Origin of the sequence: Rahnella aceris, from assembly GCF_011684115.1 — a bacterium.
GTDB lineage: Bacteria > Pseudomonadota > Gammaproteobacteria > Enterobacterales > Enterobacteriaceae > Rahnella > Rahnella aceris.
Map to the genome: position 1 here is coordinate 352,046 of NZ_JAADJV010000003.1, position 16,446 is coordinate 368,491.

Consider the following 16,446-nt stretch of genomic DNA (forward strand, 5'->3'; position numbering starts at 1 on the left):
ATCACCTGCTTTTAATCGCATTCCAGATATCGCCGCCAGGGCGTAAATCCTTGGATTTATTCTGCTGATAGAGCTGGTTAACATAGTTGGCGATCTGTGAACCGAATTGTTCCCAGCCAGATGTGGACTGCGATGAGGAATCGCCGTTGCTGTCGATGGTGATATACACCTGAGGTGCAGCAGAGGTGGTCGTGGCCGCAGAACTATCTCCGACCGCGCGCACCCCAAGCGAACCATCAGATCCCCGCGTGAGCGGCATGATGGCTTCCGGCCCCGCCTCGCCCATCAATCCGGCCCCCTTCGCAAAAGCGAACATGGTCGGCGAACTGACGATGCCGTTGCTGTATGCGCTCAGGCTCGGAGAGTCATAAACCCCACCTTTTGCATTCAGCGTAAGTCCGCTGTATGCGCCGGTGGAGAAGCCGCTTGATGCAGCGCCAGCACTTGAAGAAACTGCGCCAGAGGAGCCAAACCAGCTCGAGGCAGAACCAAAGATGCTTTCAAGCGCGCTGGACATAGCGACCCGGGCTGCAATTTTTGCCAGATCGGACAGGACCGACGTGGTAAATGCGCTAAAACTGAATTTCCCCGTGGTTGCAAACGACGCCAGAGAATCCGACATGCTGTCGAACAGGCCTGAAGAGAAGCTGGCCATCTGATTGTTTGCATCCCGGGCGCTGTCAATCCAGTTGAGCGTACCGCGGCGGAAACCCGCGCTGTAATCCTGCTCAGCGGTGAGTTTGTCCTGGTTGGTTTGCTCGGTGATCTGCAATTCCCGCTGTTTGGCACTCTCCAGATCTGCCAGTCTGGCCTGATATTCCGTGGAGGATTTATCCGTGAAGTCCTTTTCAAGCGCGATCCGGCGTTGATTAAACCGGTTAATAATGGCATTTCGCGCATCAGCATCTTCAGATTCGCTGTCAGACTGGCTGTATTTACCGAGATTAATCGCAGCTTCGCGCTGCATGGCATCCGCTTCTTCCGTCCATTTACGGCTTTCTTCCTGGTATTTCTGCGAAACCTTCCGCAACGCCGCTTCTTTCTCCAACTGGACGTTTGACTGCATCTGCGCGCGGATTTGCCCCTGCATGTTGACCAGGCTCTGCTGGCTGGCATTCAGGGTTTGGCCTTTCAGACCCGCAATTTTTTGATCAAACGCTGCAAGTTGACGTTCCGAGTCGGTCAGCGCATCAGTGGTTTGTGCCTGCTCACGCAGCACAGCATTACGCTGCTGAGCCTGTTCCAGAGCGCGCTGGCCTTCGCTCTCACCAGTTCCCCCTGTTTTGCGTTTTTTGGTTGCCTTATCGTATTCGTCATTAATCCCCATCAGGATGTTCTGATACTCTGATGAATTGGACGAATAAATACTGTTGTTGAGTTTTTTGATGGCTGCTGCGCGTTTTTCAGCAGCGCTGGTTCCCTCGGTCAGATAATTCTTCAGGCCAGCTGAATTTTTTAGCCTTTCATTTTGTGCTTCCGCATAACCGGCTTTACTGGATGCAATGAAACGCCGCGAAACATCATCAAACTGCTGCTGTGCAACCTTGGCCTTGTCGATAGCACCACCGAGCGCTATGGAGGATTGCTCACCGGTAGTTCCCCACATTATCCCGAGGTTCTTCACCGATTCGGCGGTCTTATCGACTTCAATCCCCAGTTCTGCAAGACGCTCTTTCTCTGCCTGAATTGCCGTCTCGATCAGAATTTGACTGGCCTGCGCAGCTTCACCGCGTTGGTTTAGCGCCATGACCTGGCTGATGACGGAACTACTCAGAGCAACGCCTGATGCCGTCAGTTTTTCCATCGCTGACAAAGGGTCACCGCGAAGCGACGTCAGAGAATTAACCAAATCCTGAGCACTGCCACCGGCCTGCGCATAGGCATTTGCCAGTGTGGCGACGTTCGTTAACATCTGGCCGCTGAATCCGCCTTTAGCTGATGCAGTAATGGCATCGACCGCGGCGTCAGTGTTCCCCAGTTCACCATTCAGTTTTTTAAGGTCTGAGGCTGAGACAAGGGAGGAAGTGCTCAGGTTGAGCACGGCAGCATTGAGTTTTTTGGTTTGCTCTTCAGCTTTTTTGAATTCGGTGTAAAGCAGTGTGCCGCCCGCGGCCAGAACACTCAGCCCGATGCCAACAGGTCCACCAAGCAAGCTCATCGCACCACTCAAAGCACGGCTGCTGGTGGCGGCAATCCGCTGTGTTATAGAAAGCTGCGTGTTGGCCGCCGCCGCTGCTTCTGTAGCCCCGACAAGCGCAGCTTTACCTTCTATTTCCGCCAAATCTGCGGCGATTGCAGAAGCTTTTGCCGCTTTCAGTTTTTCCAGCCCGCTGGCTTCCAGCCTGTTCGCTTCGATGATCGCACGTTCGTTTTTCAGGTGTTCATCCTGATAACTAACGCTGAGCCCATAGAGTTTGTTTACTTCCGTCTGTTTGGCGTAATACTCATCCAGCGCAATCGCCTGATCCCGCTGAGCCTGGGCGGCGACAATCGTTTTTTCAGCAATTGCGGCTTTGTTAATGGCAGCCTGCTTTTCAGCCTGCGCCGCCGCGATCTGAGCCTGAGCAGCTGATGCAAGTTCAGCAGCCGCGTTCTTGGCAGCTTCCTGCTGTGCCTGCCACCCGCTGGTAGAACCATCAAGCTGGCCTTTCAGGGAATGAACGGCTGGGATCAGTGCATTAATGATCGTGCTGCTGGCAATGTTGCTTCCAGCAGCCACCTCATGAAGTACAAAGTTAAGCTGGCCTGCGCCACGGGTCGCTCCGGCAAACTGGTCGGAGCCTGCACTTTGGCCGCCAATATTTTTTGCCGCGCTGACGGTCTTTGCAATGGCGTCGGACAGTTCGTTTGCCTGAGACGTCGCTTGCTCGTTGAATTTTTTGCTGGCCTGCCCCGCTTTCTGATACGCATCCGTAATCTGAGATTTGAAGGTGGCAGAATTGAGATGCAGGGCAACTGACAGGCTTGCGACATCACTCATTGTCCAAGGATCCTCATAACGTCGGCACACTGCCGGTCAGCGTGGGTGCTGGTGGAAACAACCGGCGACACCGGCTCAGTTGAAGCGACGGTGCCTGAAAGAGAGAACCAAGCCTCCCAATGCAAAAGAATATCAGCCGGTAAGTTGGCAATTTTACGTGGGTCAGACTCCCCGAAGCGCTCAGCCAGTGAGAAAACCAGCGTCAGCCAGGGGGAGTCCCTTAGTTTTTTTTCGCTTCCTCGAGCGTGCCGTAACTGTAGCGCTGCACTTTGGTCAACGCTTCAATGAGCGACGCATAGGAATGGGACTTCATTAATTCGTCCGGGGCTGGCAGATCTTGAGCCGGTAACCCGTTTTCATCGACCAGGGAATTCAGAACGAGTGAGGCACCGGCCAGCGCCATGTCCCGGGTATTACCCTCAGCACGAAGTTGCGCGGCTTTGTCTTCGAAATCTGCCAGTTCGTAGGCCGTGAGTCGGCGAATAAATAGCTCCGTACCCAATAAGACGATGGGATGAGCGACAGTTTCGGGGGACAGCAAGCGGGATTTAAGGTCTTTCATTAAAATTCTCCATTAAAAAAGCCGCCAATATGGAGGCCTCAAAGGTTTTTAGAATGGTGATTAACTGCCCGGCGCCGTGTAGCCCCAGTCGATGTTGTTCTGTTTGCCGTTGACCGTGATCTGAATAACATCACTGGCCGGAGCCGTGATTTCGTTCAGTTGCCAGCCGGACAGTGCCATCACCATTGTCGCAGTACGTCCGTTCGGCAACTGGATGTAAAACTGCACGGTTTGACGTTGTTCTGCGGCATTGATGAAAGCGGTAAAGCTGGTGTTAGAAGGGTCATCGACAAATCCGAGTGATTTTTCCGGGCCTTCCGGCAGATCAGAAATAAACTGTTTTTGTTTATCAATCAGGGTCGTACAGTCAACAAAGGAACCCGTGGCACCTGTCGCGCCGAGGGCTTTACAGTTAATCAGCGGCTGCATATCCGCTACGGCATCGCCGATCCCCCCCCACAGAACAACTGTTCCAGCGGGAAGCATTGCGTATTCCGGAGAGCTTTTATCTGCCATTTCATTGCCTCATTTAACGATTGTTTTCGATACCCTCACGGAGACGTACCGCAAGAATGCTCAGTATTTTGGAACGGTTAAAGTCAAGCGCAGGACGCATGAACGGGCTGGCGACCTGTTTTACAGTGCCAAATTCCTGCGCCAGCGCTTTCATGGTGTGTTCTTTGGATGGGCCAACCCGGATAGAAACGACGGTCAGGAAACGTCTGTCTTTCATCCGATTACGTGAAGTGGTTTTGATATTGTCGCGCATATGCGGACCGGTGCTTTCCGCATCATAACCAGCATGCTGCTGCATATCGTCGCTGACAATCTGCATGGCTTCTTTTCCTGCAGAAGCCATCACCTTCACGGCAATTTTTTCCCCCAGAGCTTCAAGTTGCCGTTCAAGTTCTTGCAGCCCCTGAACCTCCATTCGGATCATGAAGCGCCCTCCGGGTAATAGAAGATGTAATCACGCGCCCGCCGGTATTTACCCCCGTCAGCTGTGTCATAGCTTTCTGATAGTCCGGATCGCTCTACGTACTGGACTGGATAAGTACCGATAAAACCCTGCACAATGTTTTGCCATACGCCCCACAACGTTTTATCCATATCCTCGGTGCGGCTGTATTGAGAAGACACGAAACTGATTTGATACCGCCCTGCCACAAGCTTTGTACGAATCGTTCCTGAAACAATGGGCGGATCGCTGATAAGCTGAATTGTCACGAATTCGCTTTCTGTTTGCGGTCCAATAAGCGGGTAGGCATTAACCTGCAATAACGCTTCAATTTCGGTTTTCAGGTCAGTAAACACGGCTGAAATCCTCCGTACACAACACCTCAATATTCCGACGCTCCCTTGTAGGCAGGGGGGCGGTGACGATAAATACTCGTCCGCTGCCTCGTCCAACAATTTCAATAAATCGCGTCGTAGTTGCCCGAATGTCATCCCGGTAACGCATGAAAATTTTCGTGGTGACGGAGGTTCGTTCCGCGCTGCCGCTGATGAATTCTTTACCTGATACAGAGCGAATATCAGCAGCGACAGACTCTGCGACTGAACGCCAGCCTATTGGCTGACCGTGATCATCACGCTCATCAGTTTTGACTTCTATCCGGACGCGATGCCGGAGGCGACCAGGTTCCATCAGGATGTTTCCTCTGTGGGCGTGGTGTTGCTCCAGTTGCGGCAATGCCACATCAGGCTTTCGGCAGCGCGGTTAACATAAAGCTGAACTTCAGTCTGACTGGTTCGATGTTCAAACATATCGCCAAACACCAGAAGCATGGCTGTTACGACCGGCGAAGGGATATCTTCAGCAGCTTTCCATGCCGGGTCATCACACCAACGCAAGCAATGGTCCAGCGCGCTCTGGGCATAACGGGTGATAAGTGCATCACGGTCGTCACCATCAAACTCAATGTGCTGGCGTAATTCTTCGATCGGCACAACTTCAGTGACTACAATCGCCATGTGAAATCAGGGCAGGTTTCCCCGCCCCGCCCCGTCATATCATGAGCCAGATTCGAAAGTGCCCTTGATCAGGGCTTTTGGACGGTAGTGCGCCAGCGCCAGACGTTCTTCACACAGAATAGTCAGCATGTTTTTCACGAAGTTATCGCGGTCTTCGCGACTGACTTCGATACTTGCATCCATGCGATCCCAGACCTGCGAAGCCATATCAAAACCACCCACGGTGAAAGTACCCTGATCCTGAGCACGCGTAGGAATGACCGGGAGCCCCCACATGACATTGCTGGTGAAGGCCTGCGGGCCACCGAAGATATAGCGCCCTTCGTTATCTTTCAGCAGTGCAATGCCGTGCCAGTCGCGCGGGTTCAAAATGATGCCGGAGGCGCTGAACTCAGACTCTGTAACCTGGAAGATGGCATGTGCAATCAGGTCGGCGCGGGTGTCTCCGGTGGCATTCAGGCTGCTGTCATAATCGGTAGCAACCAGATTGATACCTTCGAGATCGTCACCGGTTCCGTCGCCGTTGAGCAGCATGTCTTCTTCTTTCAGCGCCAGACCGTACATCAGGCGGTTGTTGACATAGGATTGCAGCATAGGGGCATCATCCATCACCTGACGTGATGCCTGGATCCAGTGTGCAACGGTTTTGACATTGGCCGTCTCTTTACTGAAGGTGATATCTGATTCGGGTTTCAGCGCCTTTTCCGCGACCGTCGCCGCATTGTTGGTGAACAGATTTTCACGGACATATTCCAGCGCATTACTGGAGATACGCCCCTGCGCCAGCAAATCACGAATAGTCAGGCGGCGCAGCCCCGGCATAATGATGCCCGGCACCTGCATTGGCTGGATCAAGGTACCGGCAGAGCCCGCATCGCTGCCCAGCGACTTATTGAAGGTTTTCGCCTCGAAATGGGACGATTTGCCATCCCAAGATTTTGTTAATTCTTCTGCAGCCCGTTCTGAGAACGATTTTTTGTTCTCTGGATTTTCGGCCCCTGAAGTGAATTTCTGTTCCATATCGAACAGACGAGAACCGGCGGTTTTCAGTTCTTCCTGAACTTTCACCAGATCATCTTGCAACTGTTTGGAAATTTTACCGGTGGCTTCAATTTCCTGTTTCTGTGCTTCAAAAAGCTGAGTCACATTCTTTTGGGACTCTTCAATGGCCTTTTGGATATCAGTTAATTCAGACATATTTATTTTCCTATCTGGAGTGGGGAGAAGTTTTTAATACGCTCGAGCAGAGCGGTGATTTCTTTGTCACTGCCTTCGGACTCGCTCCGAACTGCAGACTTAATGCGGGCAATAAAGCCCTGTGCTTCTGATTTGGATAGGCCAACTGAGTCCCTCAGCCACTCTTCCGCGTCGCGAATACTTTCCACGCCGTCGATGCTTTTCAGGGATGAAACCCCGGCCAGCTCATTGGCAGGGAAAGTACAGATACTGATTTCACGCAGCGCCGCTACGTTTTTGAAAATTCGGCCCGATGTGCCTAGGCTGTAATCATCTTTGCCCGCCGAGAACCCGACAGACATCCCTTCTACGGTGCCGTGTTTCATAGCAGCCTTCAGGTCATTGGCCTGAGAGTGACCGGGCGTCAGAACACCGCGCACCAGCAGCCCTTTACTGTCTTCTTCGAGGTTCTCCCATTTCCCTACAGGCATTTCCCATGTGCGGTGGTTGTAGAACATCGCCACCTTTCGCGTCTGATTGGTAAGCGCGTTTTTGAAAGCACCAGGCAAGATGATGTCGCCATCGGAATCAGTGTTATTGAACACAGAGGCGTAGCCTTCAAAAACGCCCTGCGTGCCGTCACCGGAAAACTTGATTTCCGCCTGATCAAAGGCGAGTGTTTTATTGATGCTGCGCATCGCTACCCCCATAAATGACTAAACCCCGCTGTTGGCGGGGTTCTTGTTTCCTAATTCAGTAATCGGCACGTTCTGCGATTGTCGGGTGGCAACATCGCCGCCCGGTAGCGGCGGCATGTTATCGAGCCGCCGCATTTCATTCACCGTACGCTGGCCACTGTTGACCAGAGTTGTCATGAAGGTAGCGCGGGAAGCTGAATCTCCACGCAGCAACCCGTCCAGGTTATGTTCAGCATGAATACGCCCGATATCTGTAGGTTTGACTAACCAGCGCCAGATCGTTTGTTCCCATCGGGTTAAATAAGGCGCGAGGGTATACTGCAGAAAACCGAGGTTCTGCTGCTCGATACCGGTTCCCCAACTGGTAGATTTTTCGACATCGCCAACCAGATGCGGCGGAACACCAAAGAACCGGGCAATTTCACTGACCTGAAATTTACGGGACGCCATCGTTTCAGCGTCCTGCGGGCTGACGCCGATATCCTCAGCTTTAAAATCAGCCTCAAGGATCCAAAGTCGCTTTTTAACCGGACCACCGGCAATCTCTTTAAAATTTTCCTCTAACTGGTCGCGCTGAACTTTGCTTAACACCTTATCGCCGGTAGACAGAATTTTCGGGGATTTCGCACCGTTGGCATAAAACTCACGCTGCTGATCCTCCATTGCCACCGCCACGCCCGCCGTTTTTGTCGCGAAGGCAATCGGAGACATGCCTACCAGCCCGTTAAACCCGAAGCCTTTAAGATGGAAAATTTCCTTCTGGTTAAAATTGGCGTACTCAGAATCCCGTTTGTAGCGGTAAACGATTTTCTTTCCTTCAAGGCGTACATCCATATTCACCGAATTCAGCGGCAGAAGGCTGATCACATCACCTGCGCCGTTTCGTTCAACCAGCGCATAGGCATTGCCATAAAAAGCCAGTTGCATGGTCATACATTCCCGAAATTCCTGAGCGGTCATGTACTGGTTCGGCGAGTAGCGCAGAAGACGCGCCAGGGGATTATCCAGTCCCACTTTGGCACGGTTGTCGTTTTTCGTTTCGAAGACGTCCAGCGGCAAACACGACGTTACGGTGGAAATTAACCGCACGCAGGCCCAGACAGTAGAAATTTGCAGGGCTCGTTCATCGGTGATTGATGAGTCACCTAAATGACCATGTGCCGATACGGGCCCAGTTTGTGAACCCTGATCCGGAGTTACCAGGCGGCCGCCGACAAACCACGATGCCATGCGCGCCCACAGACCATTATTGGTGCGAAGGTCAATGCTATAGTTGGTTTCTGACATTACATGCTCATCGGTCTCGACAGAAAATCATCCAGGTTGAATTCCTCCTCAACCTCCCCATCAGCTGCACCGATTGCCATTGCCGAAGCCACGACGCCATCGATACGACCGGTACTCTTTTTCTTTGCAAAAATACGGTTATTTTTCTGATCTGTTTCGATAACAGCAGATGCTGCATTCCACCTCAGGCAAGGGTTCAGGTGGATTTCGATTTCTTTGTCGTCCAGTAGCCCTTCGAATAATTCAATCGAATGAGGCATCCACAAACCGGAATCGGCTGCCTTATAGAACCCCTGCCCGTGTTGGATCAATGGCACACCCACGCCAGCCTCTTCGAGCTCGGGTTCAAGGTACTTAATACGGTATTGGTCAAAGGCGATCGCCTTTATCTGGAATTTCAACGCAAGATCAGCAATTCGCTCCGCAACAAAACCGTATTTGACGGCGTTCCCTGGCGGCGCATGAATAAAACCTTTCTTCTCCCACATGTCATAGGGCACGCGGTCAGTTTTAGCGCGGTGAAGAAGTGTGTCTTTTGGCGTCCAGAACTCCACTATCAGCCGTTTTCGATGAGGGAAATACAGTGCAAGCGACGTTAAATCTCGGGTACCTGACAGATCCAGACCGCCGAAACATTCCTCTCCTATCATCTCATCCGGGTCAAAGTCAGATTCGCATCCCATCCAGACATCGCTGCCCATCCACGGGTTAGCGGCATCGACCCACTGACAAAAGTTAAGGCGCCGGACAATGCTTTCTTTCGCTGGCATGCCGCGCGCTTGGGTAACCTGCTCACGAAGGTACTTTTCAGTAAATGTCTGGCCGAGCGACGGATTTGCTTTACCCCAGCAGGACTCATCTTTAAAAGGGTCATCCCCTTCATCGAGAGAGCAGATGAAACTGAAAAAGCTGTCATCTTCTTCCATCCCAGCCGCAATTTTGCGGCCGTATTCGTGGTAGTCATAACAAACGCTTGTTTTGTCATGTCCGCTGTTGGTGATCAGGAACATCAAAGCCTGACGCCGCCCCTTAGTACCGGCGCGCATCATTTCAACGACGGTATTGGTTTTATGTTCATGTACTTCATCGATCAGCGCGCAATGCGGGCGCGGGCCTGACTGGCCGTCATCGGAACTGATCGGTTTGAAAAACGAACCGGTTTGCAGGAAAGCCAGGTTCCACACATTCAAACCGGTGCCTGACTTAACAATTCTTTGCGCCAGCGCCGGAGACTGATCGACCATCGATACGGCGTCCCGGAATAAAATCATTGCCTGGTCTTTTTTGGTGGCCGCCGCGTAGATTTCTGCGCGCGGTTCTTTATCCGCGACCAGACAATACAGGCCGACCCCGCCAGCCAGCGGCGATTTACCTGAACCCTTCCCCGATTCGATGTAACTCATGCGAAACCGACGCGTTCCATCCTCTGCTTTCCAGCCAAACAGAGAGCCAACGATAAAAGTTTGCCAGGGTAAAAGGATGAACGGCTTCCCCTCATGTTCTCCGCCGTTGAGTTTCAGGACTTTCGCAAAAAAGGTGATTGCTCGTTCGACCGCCTCAACGTCCCAAAAAAGACCGCGGGCCGGACCATGCTCTAAATCCCTTAAATGCCGGGCGCAGGCATTACGAATATCGGGACCGGCAAGCACCTTCCCTTCGGTGACATCCCGCGCATATTTCGTTGGCGCGTCAACCGAAGAACTGGTTGAGCGGGTCGTCTTCTTCTTCTCCACCATTCACTTGCACCTTTGTACGGGCGGCAGGCGTCAGGCCGAATTCCACCAGATAACTTTTAAAACGACGATCGGCATCCGCCAGCATTGAAACCGCCGGATTGGCCTTGATCAGGAAATCACCCATTTGGGTCTTCGTTGTGTAGGTACGCCCTTCGATATCGATGAGTTGCCGCAAATGCAGGATTTCGGCATACAGATCACAAAGCCGCTCAAGGGCCATTGTGTCTGCAACAGTGAGGATACCCATTCCATCAAGCAGAACGGTTAATCGGCCCCAGGCGGTTTTCCCCCAATCCGTCAGATGAGACGGCGGACTCGGGATTTCGCGGGCGGGTTTGGGTTCTTTGTCATTCAGTTTTCGTTTGCCCGGATTACCGGTAACCAATTTTAATTTGGTCGGTTTCGGGCGACGACCGGCCATAGAAACCTCCCATCAAACGAGAATTAATATCAATTTCAAATAAAATGGTTTCAGTTGAAATTATTGGCTTTTGGGGTAAAAACGCCCCAGAAAAAAACTTTTCATTTCGCGGTTGTGCGTACAAAGCACGGAGCTCGGTCATTTGGCGCGAGAGGGGTAGAGATTTCCCCTCCCCTCTGCCGTCTCTGCCATCGCCTGCCGTCAGGCGGCGTGCCAGTGCGAGTTCGGGTCGATCGGCAGGCCGTTCTCATCGCAGCCTGAGATGCGCCCGCTCTTCTCCATACGTTGCTTTGTGGAGTCGTGATGCACCTTGCACAGCGGTTGCCAGTTCTTCCTGTCCCAGAACAGCTTCTGAGCTGTCTTAATGCTGGCAACATTGCCAGAGAGCAATGCCTCTTTAAGTTTGTGGGCAACGATATGGTCAACCACACTGGCGGCCACGGTCCGCCCCTGCTCCTGACACATCACACACAGCGGGTTATCATTCAGGAAGTCGAGGCGGGCTCTGTTCCACTTGCTGCCGTATACCCGAGGTTCTTTCTTCTGCATCAGCTGTTCCAAGCGGGAAATAAAGTCAGTCGCCAGGCTCGGCGGCGTTCGTTTCTTGGCTGGTTGTCGGGATGCCGTTCAACTGTCTCGCCATCGGCATGATCTACCAGCGAGTAACAGGGGTAGATAACCTTTCCTCCCAACGCGTCACCGACGGCATAGTCAGCCGCCTTGGTTCGGTTCCAGTTCTGCATGATGCGGCTTAGTCCGCTAACTGGCGGGCTGTAGCACACTCCATGTATTAGCCTGTCCATCGTGATGTGGGCAGCTCGGCGTCTATCGGCATCAATCAGGCTGGCTGCGATATGCTGCTGGTACTGCGGAGGACGCCCAGTACCCAGATAGAAACTGATGAGATTATCGGGAAACTTGGCCAACCACTCATTCACTCCTTGGGTAAAGTCCGGTAATGGCAGAGCATCATCCTCAAGTATTACCACGCGACAGTCCTGATGTCTGGCCCACTCAATAGCGCGTCTGTGATTCCAGTTCGCGCCGTGATCTTCTTCATCGATCAACAGGTGCGCGGACAACATGTCAGCGAGGCGAGTCGCCATGTCTCGGCGCTTATGGTGCCCTACAACGCAGAAGGTCACTTGTGCCGATACCATGCGAACTCCTTACCGATGCCGTCAGATTTAAAAATGGTGTGGACCTTGGGCCCAGTTACTACTCGATCACCGAATGACTTCGCCACGATGCCAAAGGCACCCATATCAAACTGAGTCACTGGAGTCTTGCCCTTATCCCAGAACCGGTGGCTTTCGCTGAGGTAATGAAGCCGGACTATCTGGTGTGCAAAATCCATTACATCCGCACGACAGCCACCGAGCAGGCCAGCATTAAGCAGCGGGCTGTTTCGGTGTTCGCTCAGGAAGTCAGCGTAAGCTTTGCCGTGATGGTTCTGCAGCATCCACTGATCCGCGTATGTCTTAGGCTCTGATCCGACATATATCTTGCCGGGTTCCATCTCTTCCCACGGTTCGTGCAACATCTCAACGTCAGTGCCGTCGGTACACCACACGAAGCGGTATTCAGGGTGAACTCTGAGATACTGGTAGAGGTGCAGCCAGCGAGCGAAGTAAGGACTCATTTGCAAAGCTGGAACTGAAACGAGTGCCGCGCCCGCGGGTGCATTGCTGAGTTGGTCAGCCAGCACAACAGCATCCGCGCCGCGGATTGACGATGCCCACGTGCTGAGCAGAGATGCATCCGGCCTAATCACGGCACCGCGCTGAGGATCCGGCTGACCGGTCAGCAATGAAGTGATCACCACATCACGCTGGCGCCGGAATTCCGCATAACCGGCATAACCTGAATCACGCCGGGCATTGAAGATGGTTACGTTATTGCGAACCAATGCCTCACGGTCAGACCTAGCGACAGAACGTTCAACCGCTTCATGTTCGTCCAGTGAATAAATGAGGGCTTTTGAACCAGCCACGTCAGCATTTGCCCACGTCGTCAGGCCAGCGTTATGAATGCGCTGCGCCAAATCGGGATGTTCATACATACCGCGCCCATAAACCGGGTCAAAGCCGCCTACCTTTTCAATCGCGCTGCGGTGGTAATAAAGCATCACGCCGCGCTGGCCGGTGTAAGCGACATGCAGGTCGTCGCGATATAGCACAGCCATATCGTTCAGCTTCTTCGCGCCTGCGAGATCAAGGAATTGGTAAGCCAGATGAGGCTCAGGCGATTCAATATATGGGACATGCCAGTTATCGCTGATCGGATAGGCATCATCGTCCCACAGGAACAAGTGCTCACAGCCAGCATCGATCAGCGCCTCGAGGCTCCGGTTCTTCGAAGCCACGATCCCGAGCGATTTCTCATGCCGGATTATTTCGATACCGGCGGCTGTTGCTGCTGGCGCTGAACCATCATCAATCACGATTAATTTAGCGCCAGCCGGTAGATATTTCAGATGCTGTTCAATTGTCTTTGCCAGAACAGCAGGCCGGTTGTGTGTCGTGATGGCGATTCCAATCCGAGCGCCAGAATTGCACGCAGGCGCATACGGGACACCATCGATAGTGACCTGCATAATTACTCCTGGATTGGTTATTAAATATAAAGAAACCGCCTAAAAAGGCGGTTATAGGGATTGTATTTCTTACTTAAGCGATTCTTGGATTGCATCTGCTAAGTTTTTGATTTGATCTGCTGCATTCTCCAAATCAAATTTCATTTTGTGTGCTGCAGTTGAACTCGTAGGGGAGGAAGCGCTAGCTTTTGCAATTTCAAGTGCTGCTTGTACAGCTAGCAAACGTTGAGATTTAGTTATGGCCTCTTCTACGCTCTTGCTTGTGTCGTTAAAATAACCTTCTAACATTGTAAACTCCTTTTAATTAAACGAGATTACAATATAGCTCTCAAGGTATTCGAATATAAACCATTATCACAGGCACTCAGTTAATGCCTGCTGTAAAGTCTCGTCGATTCAAGAACAAAACGAATTTTCGTGTTGAGCTTATTTACAGTATTGTTAATCAGTCTTCTTCGTATTCGTCATCACCTTCAACCACATCTCGAGGCACTTCGATTGTTTCACCAATTTCCCATCCTTTAGAATTTAAAATTTCTGAAGGAGTCGACTCAGGAACTTCGAAATAGTAGTTATATATAGTGTCACCAGAGTTACCTGTATTCTCGTTCAGGTCTTCTAACCCCAGTGGTATTTGTTCTAATTGCTCGTCAGTTAAATCCAAAAACGTTGCTAACTCTGAAGTTTTCATCATTATCTCCTACTGGTGTGAAAACTATCAGAACACATAAAAATACTCATGTAAATCAACGATTTTTTGACAACTTTGTCACCATTTTCAATCAATTGAATCCACTTGATTTCTATTCAATAAATTTTGCAACGCTTCTGGGCTTCAGCGGCATAGCCCTGAAGGTATTGGATCACTTCGTCGTCTCTGCTGGTTGATTCTCTGAGACTGAGAACAGCCTTTGGACCTACCTCAAGTATCTTTAATTTTTTAACGTAAATTACCATTTTGTGCTCTATTGTTAGATGACAATGCCAATAGAGTAGAAAAGATGGAATGGAAAGTTGTGGATGGAATCTTTCTAACGCCTGATAACCTGCAAATATTAAAAGTTACGGCGGAGGGGGATTTAAAGTTCTTGATATGGATTAAGTCTAACCTTGAAGTCCCCTTAAACTGCATGCTTACGCCTGTCATCGACGGATATATAGCCAACCATGACAAGGGCCATTTTGTCGCGATTCAGAAAGCGGTGCCATACAGCCTGAGCGAGTGGGAGGCTGTAAAAATGGCGCAACATCCATCCCATTCAGTTCATATTGATGGGGTTAACTTAGGCCATTAAGGTGTACTTTGTTTGGCTAAATACTCGATGTAGCCTTGAAGATACTCTATTACTTCGTTGTCTTTGATAATGCTTGCTCTGAGATCGAGAACAGTCTGTCCACCTGCAGGAGTGAGGTCGATTTGTACTGCATCGCCCAAGCTGCTGGTGCCGGAAGTGCCATTCCCGATGAGTTTGCAGGTAGCAAGGTTTGCCGCGGCGATTCGCACCCGGCGAGTACCAGCAGCGACATCAGCGCGCAACTTTTCATTCTTAGTTTGCTCATCTGCCATTTCCTTCGTGTGTTTCGCATCCAGCGCCGCCAACGCAATCTGTGCCGCTTCTGTACGCTTCTTCTGGTTGGTCAGGTCAATCACTGCCTGATCGCTTTGTCTCTTCAGCTCTGCGGTGTGGGCTCCATTAAGTTTGGAAACGTCAGCATCCCAGCGTATTCCCTCAATCCACCAGGTAAGGGCAGCGCCAGCGAAGAAGGCCAGCACAATCAATAAATTGTTATTCATCCAACCCCCAGCACGTCAGTTCGCTTTCCTGATCACGTCGTTGCACCTGACCGAAGCAATTATTCGCACGTATATTGCAATCCTTGCCACCGTCCCTCACCCAGCGTTTTATCTCCGAGCAGGCACCGCGTTTATCACCAGTATTAAGTTTGCGGTAGAACGTCGAAGTAAAGCATTTCGCCGGACCGATGTTGTAAGGGCAAAATGAAGCGATTCCGGCAATTTGTGGCTGCGTCAGCGGGACGGTGACGTTTCCCTTTACCCAGGCAATCGCCTTATCTGACTCCAGCTTATTTACCTGGGCGCATTTCGCTGCTGTGAGCTTCATTCCCTTGTAAACAAGACGGCCATCAACACGGGTTGCGCCGCGGCAAATAGTCCAGACCCCCACGCCATCTTGATAAGCAGTCAGGCGATTACCTTCCTTTTCATCAAGAAACTGGCCTAGGATTGCTGAAGCACTGGCACCAGAAATAATCAGAGCAATTACAGCTTTGCTGAGTTTGCTTTTGATACCAGGCTGAGTTGCCATCATTCACCTCTGAGTGCTTTGCGGCGGTCTTCTTTAATTTTGAAATAAAGGTTTGTCAGGTATGTGAGGAGCGCAACAGCTATACCTGCCAGCACACCTATAGCGTTCCACTGATCCGGACTAAATGCATTCAACAGGCCGTTCAGGACGCTACCGGCAGAGGCTCCGTACGCAATGCCTGTAGTCAATTTGTCCATTCTCATAATCTCCCCCTCCGGTTGTCCGGTTGGGTGCGTAGTAGTGAGGGGTTTAGCGGCTCAGTCCGTTTGCGAAAGGATGAGTGGTTAGCTGATTGACTGGCCGCCAAAACGAGAAAAGGCCACCAAATTGGCAGCCTCAAAAACGCAAAAACCCGCACATTGGCGGGTTCAAGTAACTTCTGTAATTAAAGATGTAGTGCCTGCCCCACCCGGCGCTTATCTCCGGCACTCGTAATGGCTTAGCTCTTGAAGGGGCGAATTCATCATCTCAGATTAATCCTGATGACATTTAACAATATTTGCGAATTTAACCATTTTTAGACCAATAAAATACAACATTGTGATCCAGCCCCAGGAATCAGCGACCGTGGTGATACCTGCTCGGACATTAATAAACCTTTATCGCTGTGAGTGTCCTCACAACTGAATTTAGAGTATAAAAAAGGCTGCGAATCGGCAGCTTCTAGAAAGTGTTTTATAGTGACGGCA

21 protein-coding genes are annotated in these 16,446 nt (G+C 51.3%); 1 reads left to right on the forward strand and 20 read right to left on the reverse strand.

All coding sequences use genetic code 11. The features are described from left to right. Position 1: 1 nt before the first annotated feature. From GW591_RS17075 to GW591_RS17155, 17 genes are all read right to left on the reverse strand, one after another. Positions 2-2,980, reverse strand: coding sequence for a phage tail tape measure protein (locus GW591_RS17075; RefSeq protein ID WP_166861070.1), 2,979 nt, complete (start codon positions 2,978-2,980; stop codon positions 2-4). A gap of 220 nt (positions 2,981-3,200) precedes the next feature. Then, positions 3,201-3,542 carry a phage tail protein gene (locus GW591_RS17080; RefSeq protein WP_166861072.1) on the reverse strand — a complete coding sequence of 114 codons (342 nt, stop codon included), beginning with the start codon at positions 3,540-3,542 and terminating at the stop codon, positions 3,201-3,203. 60 nt (positions 3,543-3,602) lie between these two features. Next, positions 3,603-4,058, reverse strand: coding sequence for a phage tail protein (locus GW591_RS17085; RefSeq protein ID WP_166861074.1), 456 nt, complete (start codon positions 4,056-4,058; stop codon positions 3,603-3,605). A 13-nt stretch (positions 4,059-4,071) separates the two neighbouring features. Continuing rightward, entirely contained in the window at positions 4,072-4,482 is a 411-nt protein-coding gene (locus tag GW591_RS17090) for an HK97-gp10 family putative phage morphogenesis protein (protein ID WP_166861076.1), read from the reverse strand. Then, entirely contained in the window at positions 4,479-4,856 is a 378-nt protein-coding gene (locus GW591_RS17095; RefSeq protein WP_166861078.1) for a hypothetical protein, read from the reverse strand. Before GW591_RS17095 ends, GW591_RS17090 begins: the two co-directional genes overlap by 4 nt. Then, the gene (locus GW591_RS17100) at positions 4,846-5,190 is read right to left on the reverse strand and encodes a phage head closure protein (protein ID WP_166861080.1); all 345 of its coding nucleotides are present in this window, start codon (positions 5,188-5,190) and stop codon (positions 4,846-4,848) included. The genes GW591_RS17095 and GW591_RS17100 overlap by 11 nt, the downstream gene beginning before the upstream one ends. Continuing rightward, positions 5,190-5,516 (reverse strand): head-tail connector protein, encoded by a 327-nt coding sequence (locus tag GW591_RS17105; protein WP_191996264.1) that lies wholly within the window; start codon positions 5,514-5,516, stop codon positions 5,190-5,192. Before GW591_RS17105 ends, GW591_RS17100 begins: the two co-directional genes overlap by 1 nt. 39 nt (positions 5,517-5,555) lie before the next feature. Then, entirely contained in the window at positions 5,556-6,713 is a 1,158-nt protein-coding gene (locus tag GW591_RS17110; RefSeq protein ID WP_166861082.1) for a phage major capsid protein, read from the reverse strand. A 2-nt stretch (positions 6,714-6,715) separates the two neighbouring features. Further along, positions 6,716-7,390: an HK97 family phage prohead protease gene (locus tag GW591_RS17115; RefSeq protein ID WP_166861084.1), complete on the reverse strand. Its 675-nt coding sequence runs from the start codon at positions 7,388-7,390 to the stop codon at positions 6,716-6,718. Positions 7,391-7,408: 18 nt separating this feature from the next. Next, positions 7,409-8,677 (reverse strand): phage portal protein, encoded by a 1,269-nt coding sequence (locus tag GW591_RS17120; RefSeq protein ID WP_166861087.1) that lies wholly within the window; start codon positions 8,675-8,677, stop codon positions 7,409-7,411. Further along, on the reverse strand, positions 8,677-10,413 hold the full coding sequence (locus tag GW591_RS17125) for a terminase large subunit (RefSeq protein WP_159282902.1): 1,737 nt from the start codon (positions 10,411-10,413) through the stop codon (positions 8,677-8,679). The genes GW591_RS17120 and GW591_RS17125 overlap by 1 nt, the downstream gene beginning before the upstream one ends. After that, on the reverse strand, positions 10,367-10,834 hold the full coding sequence (locus tag GW591_RS17130; protein ID WP_166861089.1) for a phage terminase small subunit P27 family: 468 nt from the start codon (positions 10,832-10,834) through the stop codon (positions 10,367-10,369). Before GW591_RS17130 ends, GW591_RS17125 begins: the two co-directional genes overlap by 47 nt. Positions 10,835-11,035: 201 nt before the next feature. Continuing rightward, the gene (locus tag GW591_RS17135; protein ID WP_166861091.1) at positions 11,036-11,383 is read right to left on the reverse strand and encodes an HNH endonuclease signature motif containing protein; all 348 of its coding nucleotides are present in this window, start codon (positions 11,381-11,383) and stop codon (positions 11,036-11,038) included. Further along, the gene (locus tag GW591_RS17140) at positions 11,383-11,994 is read right to left on the reverse strand and encodes a hypothetical protein (RefSeq protein WP_166861093.1); all 612 of its coding nucleotides are present in this window, start codon (positions 11,992-11,994) and stop codon (positions 11,383-11,385) included. The genes GW591_RS17135 and GW591_RS17140 overlap by 1 nt, the downstream gene beginning before the upstream one ends. Further along, the gene (locus GW591_RS17145; RefSeq protein ID WP_166861095.1) at positions 11,976-13,430 is read right to left on the reverse strand and encodes a glycosyltransferase family 2 protein; all 1,455 of its coding nucleotides are present in this window, start codon (positions 13,428-13,430) and stop codon (positions 11,976-11,978) included. Before GW591_RS17145 ends, GW591_RS17140 begins: the two co-directional genes overlap by 19 nt. Positions 13,431-13,499: 69 nt before the next feature. Beyond that, entirely contained in the window at positions 13,500-13,718 is a 219-nt protein-coding gene (locus GW591_RS17150) for a hypothetical protein (RefSeq protein ID WP_166861097.1), read from the reverse strand. 157 nt (positions 13,719-13,875) lie between these two features. Further along, positions 13,876-14,121, reverse strand: a complete 246-nt coding sequence (locus tag GW591_RS17155; protein WP_166861099.1) for a hypothetical protein — start codon at positions 14,119-14,121, stop codon at positions 13,876-13,878. Positions 14,122-14,431: 310 nt separating this feature from the next. On the opposite strand from GW591_RS17155, the gene GW591_RS17160 reads away from it, so the two are divergent. Beyond that, positions 14,432-14,725 carry a hypothetical protein gene (locus GW591_RS17160; protein ID WP_166861101.1) on the forward strand — a complete coding sequence of 98 codons (294 nt, stop codon included), beginning with the start codon at positions 14,432-14,434 and terminating at the stop codon, positions 14,723-14,725. Here GW591_RS17160 and GW591_RS17165 read toward each other — a convergent pair. The 3 genes from GW591_RS17165 to GW591_RS17175 are packed head-to-tail and all read right to left on the reverse strand — an operon-like array spanning position 14,722 to position 15,963. After that, positions 14,722-15,225: a lysis protein gene (locus GW591_RS17165; RefSeq protein ID WP_013577790.1), complete on the reverse strand. Its 504-nt coding sequence runs from the start codon at positions 15,223-15,225 to the stop codon at positions 14,722-14,724. The genes GW591_RS17160 and GW591_RS17165 overlap by 4 nt on opposite strands. Further along, positions 15,218-15,757 (reverse strand): lysozyme, encoded by a 540-nt coding sequence (locus tag GW591_RS17170; protein WP_166861203.1) that lies wholly within the window; start codon positions 15,755-15,757, stop codon positions 15,218-15,220. Before GW591_RS17170 ends, GW591_RS17165 begins: the two co-directional genes overlap by 8 nt. Beyond that, the gene (locus GW591_RS17175; RefSeq protein ID WP_041689160.1) at positions 15,757-15,963 is read right to left on the reverse strand and encodes a class II holin family protein; all 207 of its coding nucleotides are present in this window, start codon (positions 15,961-15,963) and stop codon (positions 15,757-15,759) included. The genes GW591_RS17170 and GW591_RS17175 overlap by 1 nt, the downstream gene beginning before the upstream one ends. Between the last annotated feature and the right edge of the window lie 483 nt (positions 15,964-16,446).

Bases quoted from the DNA above. Each gene is read 5' to 3' on its own strand.
- GW591_RS17075 (WP_166861070.1), bottom strand. From the start codon at position 2,980: ATGAGTGATGTCGCAAGCCTGTCAGTTGCCCTGCATCTCAATTCTGCC.
- GW591_RS17080 (WP_166861072.1), bottom strand. From the start codon at position 3,542: ATGAAAGACCTTAAATCCCGCTTGCTGTCCCCCGAAACTGTCGCTCAT.
- GW591_RS17085 (WP_166861074.1), bottom strand. From the start codon at position 4,058: ATGGCAGATAAAAGCTCTCCGGAATACGCAATGCTTCCCGCTGGAACA.
- GW591_RS17090 (WP_166861076.1), bottom strand. From the start codon at position 4,482: ATGATCCGAATGGAGGTTCAGGGGCTGCAAGAACTTGAACGGCAACTT.
- GW591_RS17100 (WP_166861080.1), bottom strand. From the start codon at position 5,190: ATGGAACCTGGTCGCCTCCGGCATCGCGTCCGGATAGAAGTCAAAACT.
- GW591_RS17105 (WP_191996264.1), bottom strand. From the start codon at position 5,516: ATGGCGATTGTAGTCACTGAAGTTGTGCCGATCGAAGAATTACGCCAG.
- GW591_RS17110 (WP_166861082.1), bottom strand. From the start codon at position 6,713: ATGTCTGAATTAACTGATATCCAAAAGGCCATTGAAGAGTCCCAAAAG.
- GW591_RS17115 (WP_166861084.1), bottom strand. From the start codon at position 7,390: ATGCGCAGCATCAATAAAACACTCGCCTTTGATCAGGCGGAAATCAAG.
- GW591_RS17120 (WP_166861087.1), bottom strand. From the start codon at position 8,677: ATGTCAGAAACCAACTATAGCATTGACCTTCGCACCAATAATGGTCTG.
- GW591_RS17125 (WP_159282902.1), bottom strand. From the start codon at position 10,413: ATGGTGGAGAAGAAGAAGACGACCCGCTCAACCAGTTCTTCGGTTGAC.
- GW591_RS17130 (WP_166861089.1), bottom strand. From the start codon at position 10,834: ATGGCCGGTCGTCGCCCGAAACCGACCAAATTAAAATTGGTTACCGGT.
- GW591_RS17135 (WP_166861091.1), bottom strand. From the start codon at position 11,383: ATGCAGAAGAAAGAACCTCGGGTATACGGCAGCAAGTGGAACAGAGCC.
- GW591_RS17140 (WP_166861093.1), bottom strand. From the start codon at position 11,994: ATGGTATCGGCACAAGTGACCTTCTGCGTTGTAGGGCACCATAAGCGC.
- GW591_RS17145 (WP_166861095.1), bottom strand. From the start codon at position 13,430: ATGCAGGTCACTATCGATGGTGTCCCGTATGCGCCTGCGTGCAATTCT.
- GW591_RS17150 (WP_166861097.1), bottom strand. From the start codon at position 13,718: ATGTTAGAAGGTTATTTTAACGACACAAGCAAGAGCGTAGAAGAGGCC.
- GW591_RS17155 (WP_166861099.1), bottom strand. From the start codon at position 14,121: ATGAAAACTTCAGAGTTAGCAACGTTTTTGGATTTAACTGACGAGCAA.
- GW591_RS17160 (WP_166861101.1), top strand. From the start codon at position 14,432: ATGGAATGGAAAGTTGTGGATGGAATCTTTCTAACGCCTGATAACCTG.
- GW591_RS17165 (WP_013577790.1), bottom strand. From the start codon at position 15,225: ATGAATAACAATTTATTGATTGTGCTGGCCTTCTTCGCTGGCGCTGCC.
- GW591_RS17170 (WP_166861203.1), bottom strand. From the start codon at position 15,757: ATGGCAACTCAGCCTGGTATCAAAAGCAAACTCAGCAAAGCTGTAATT.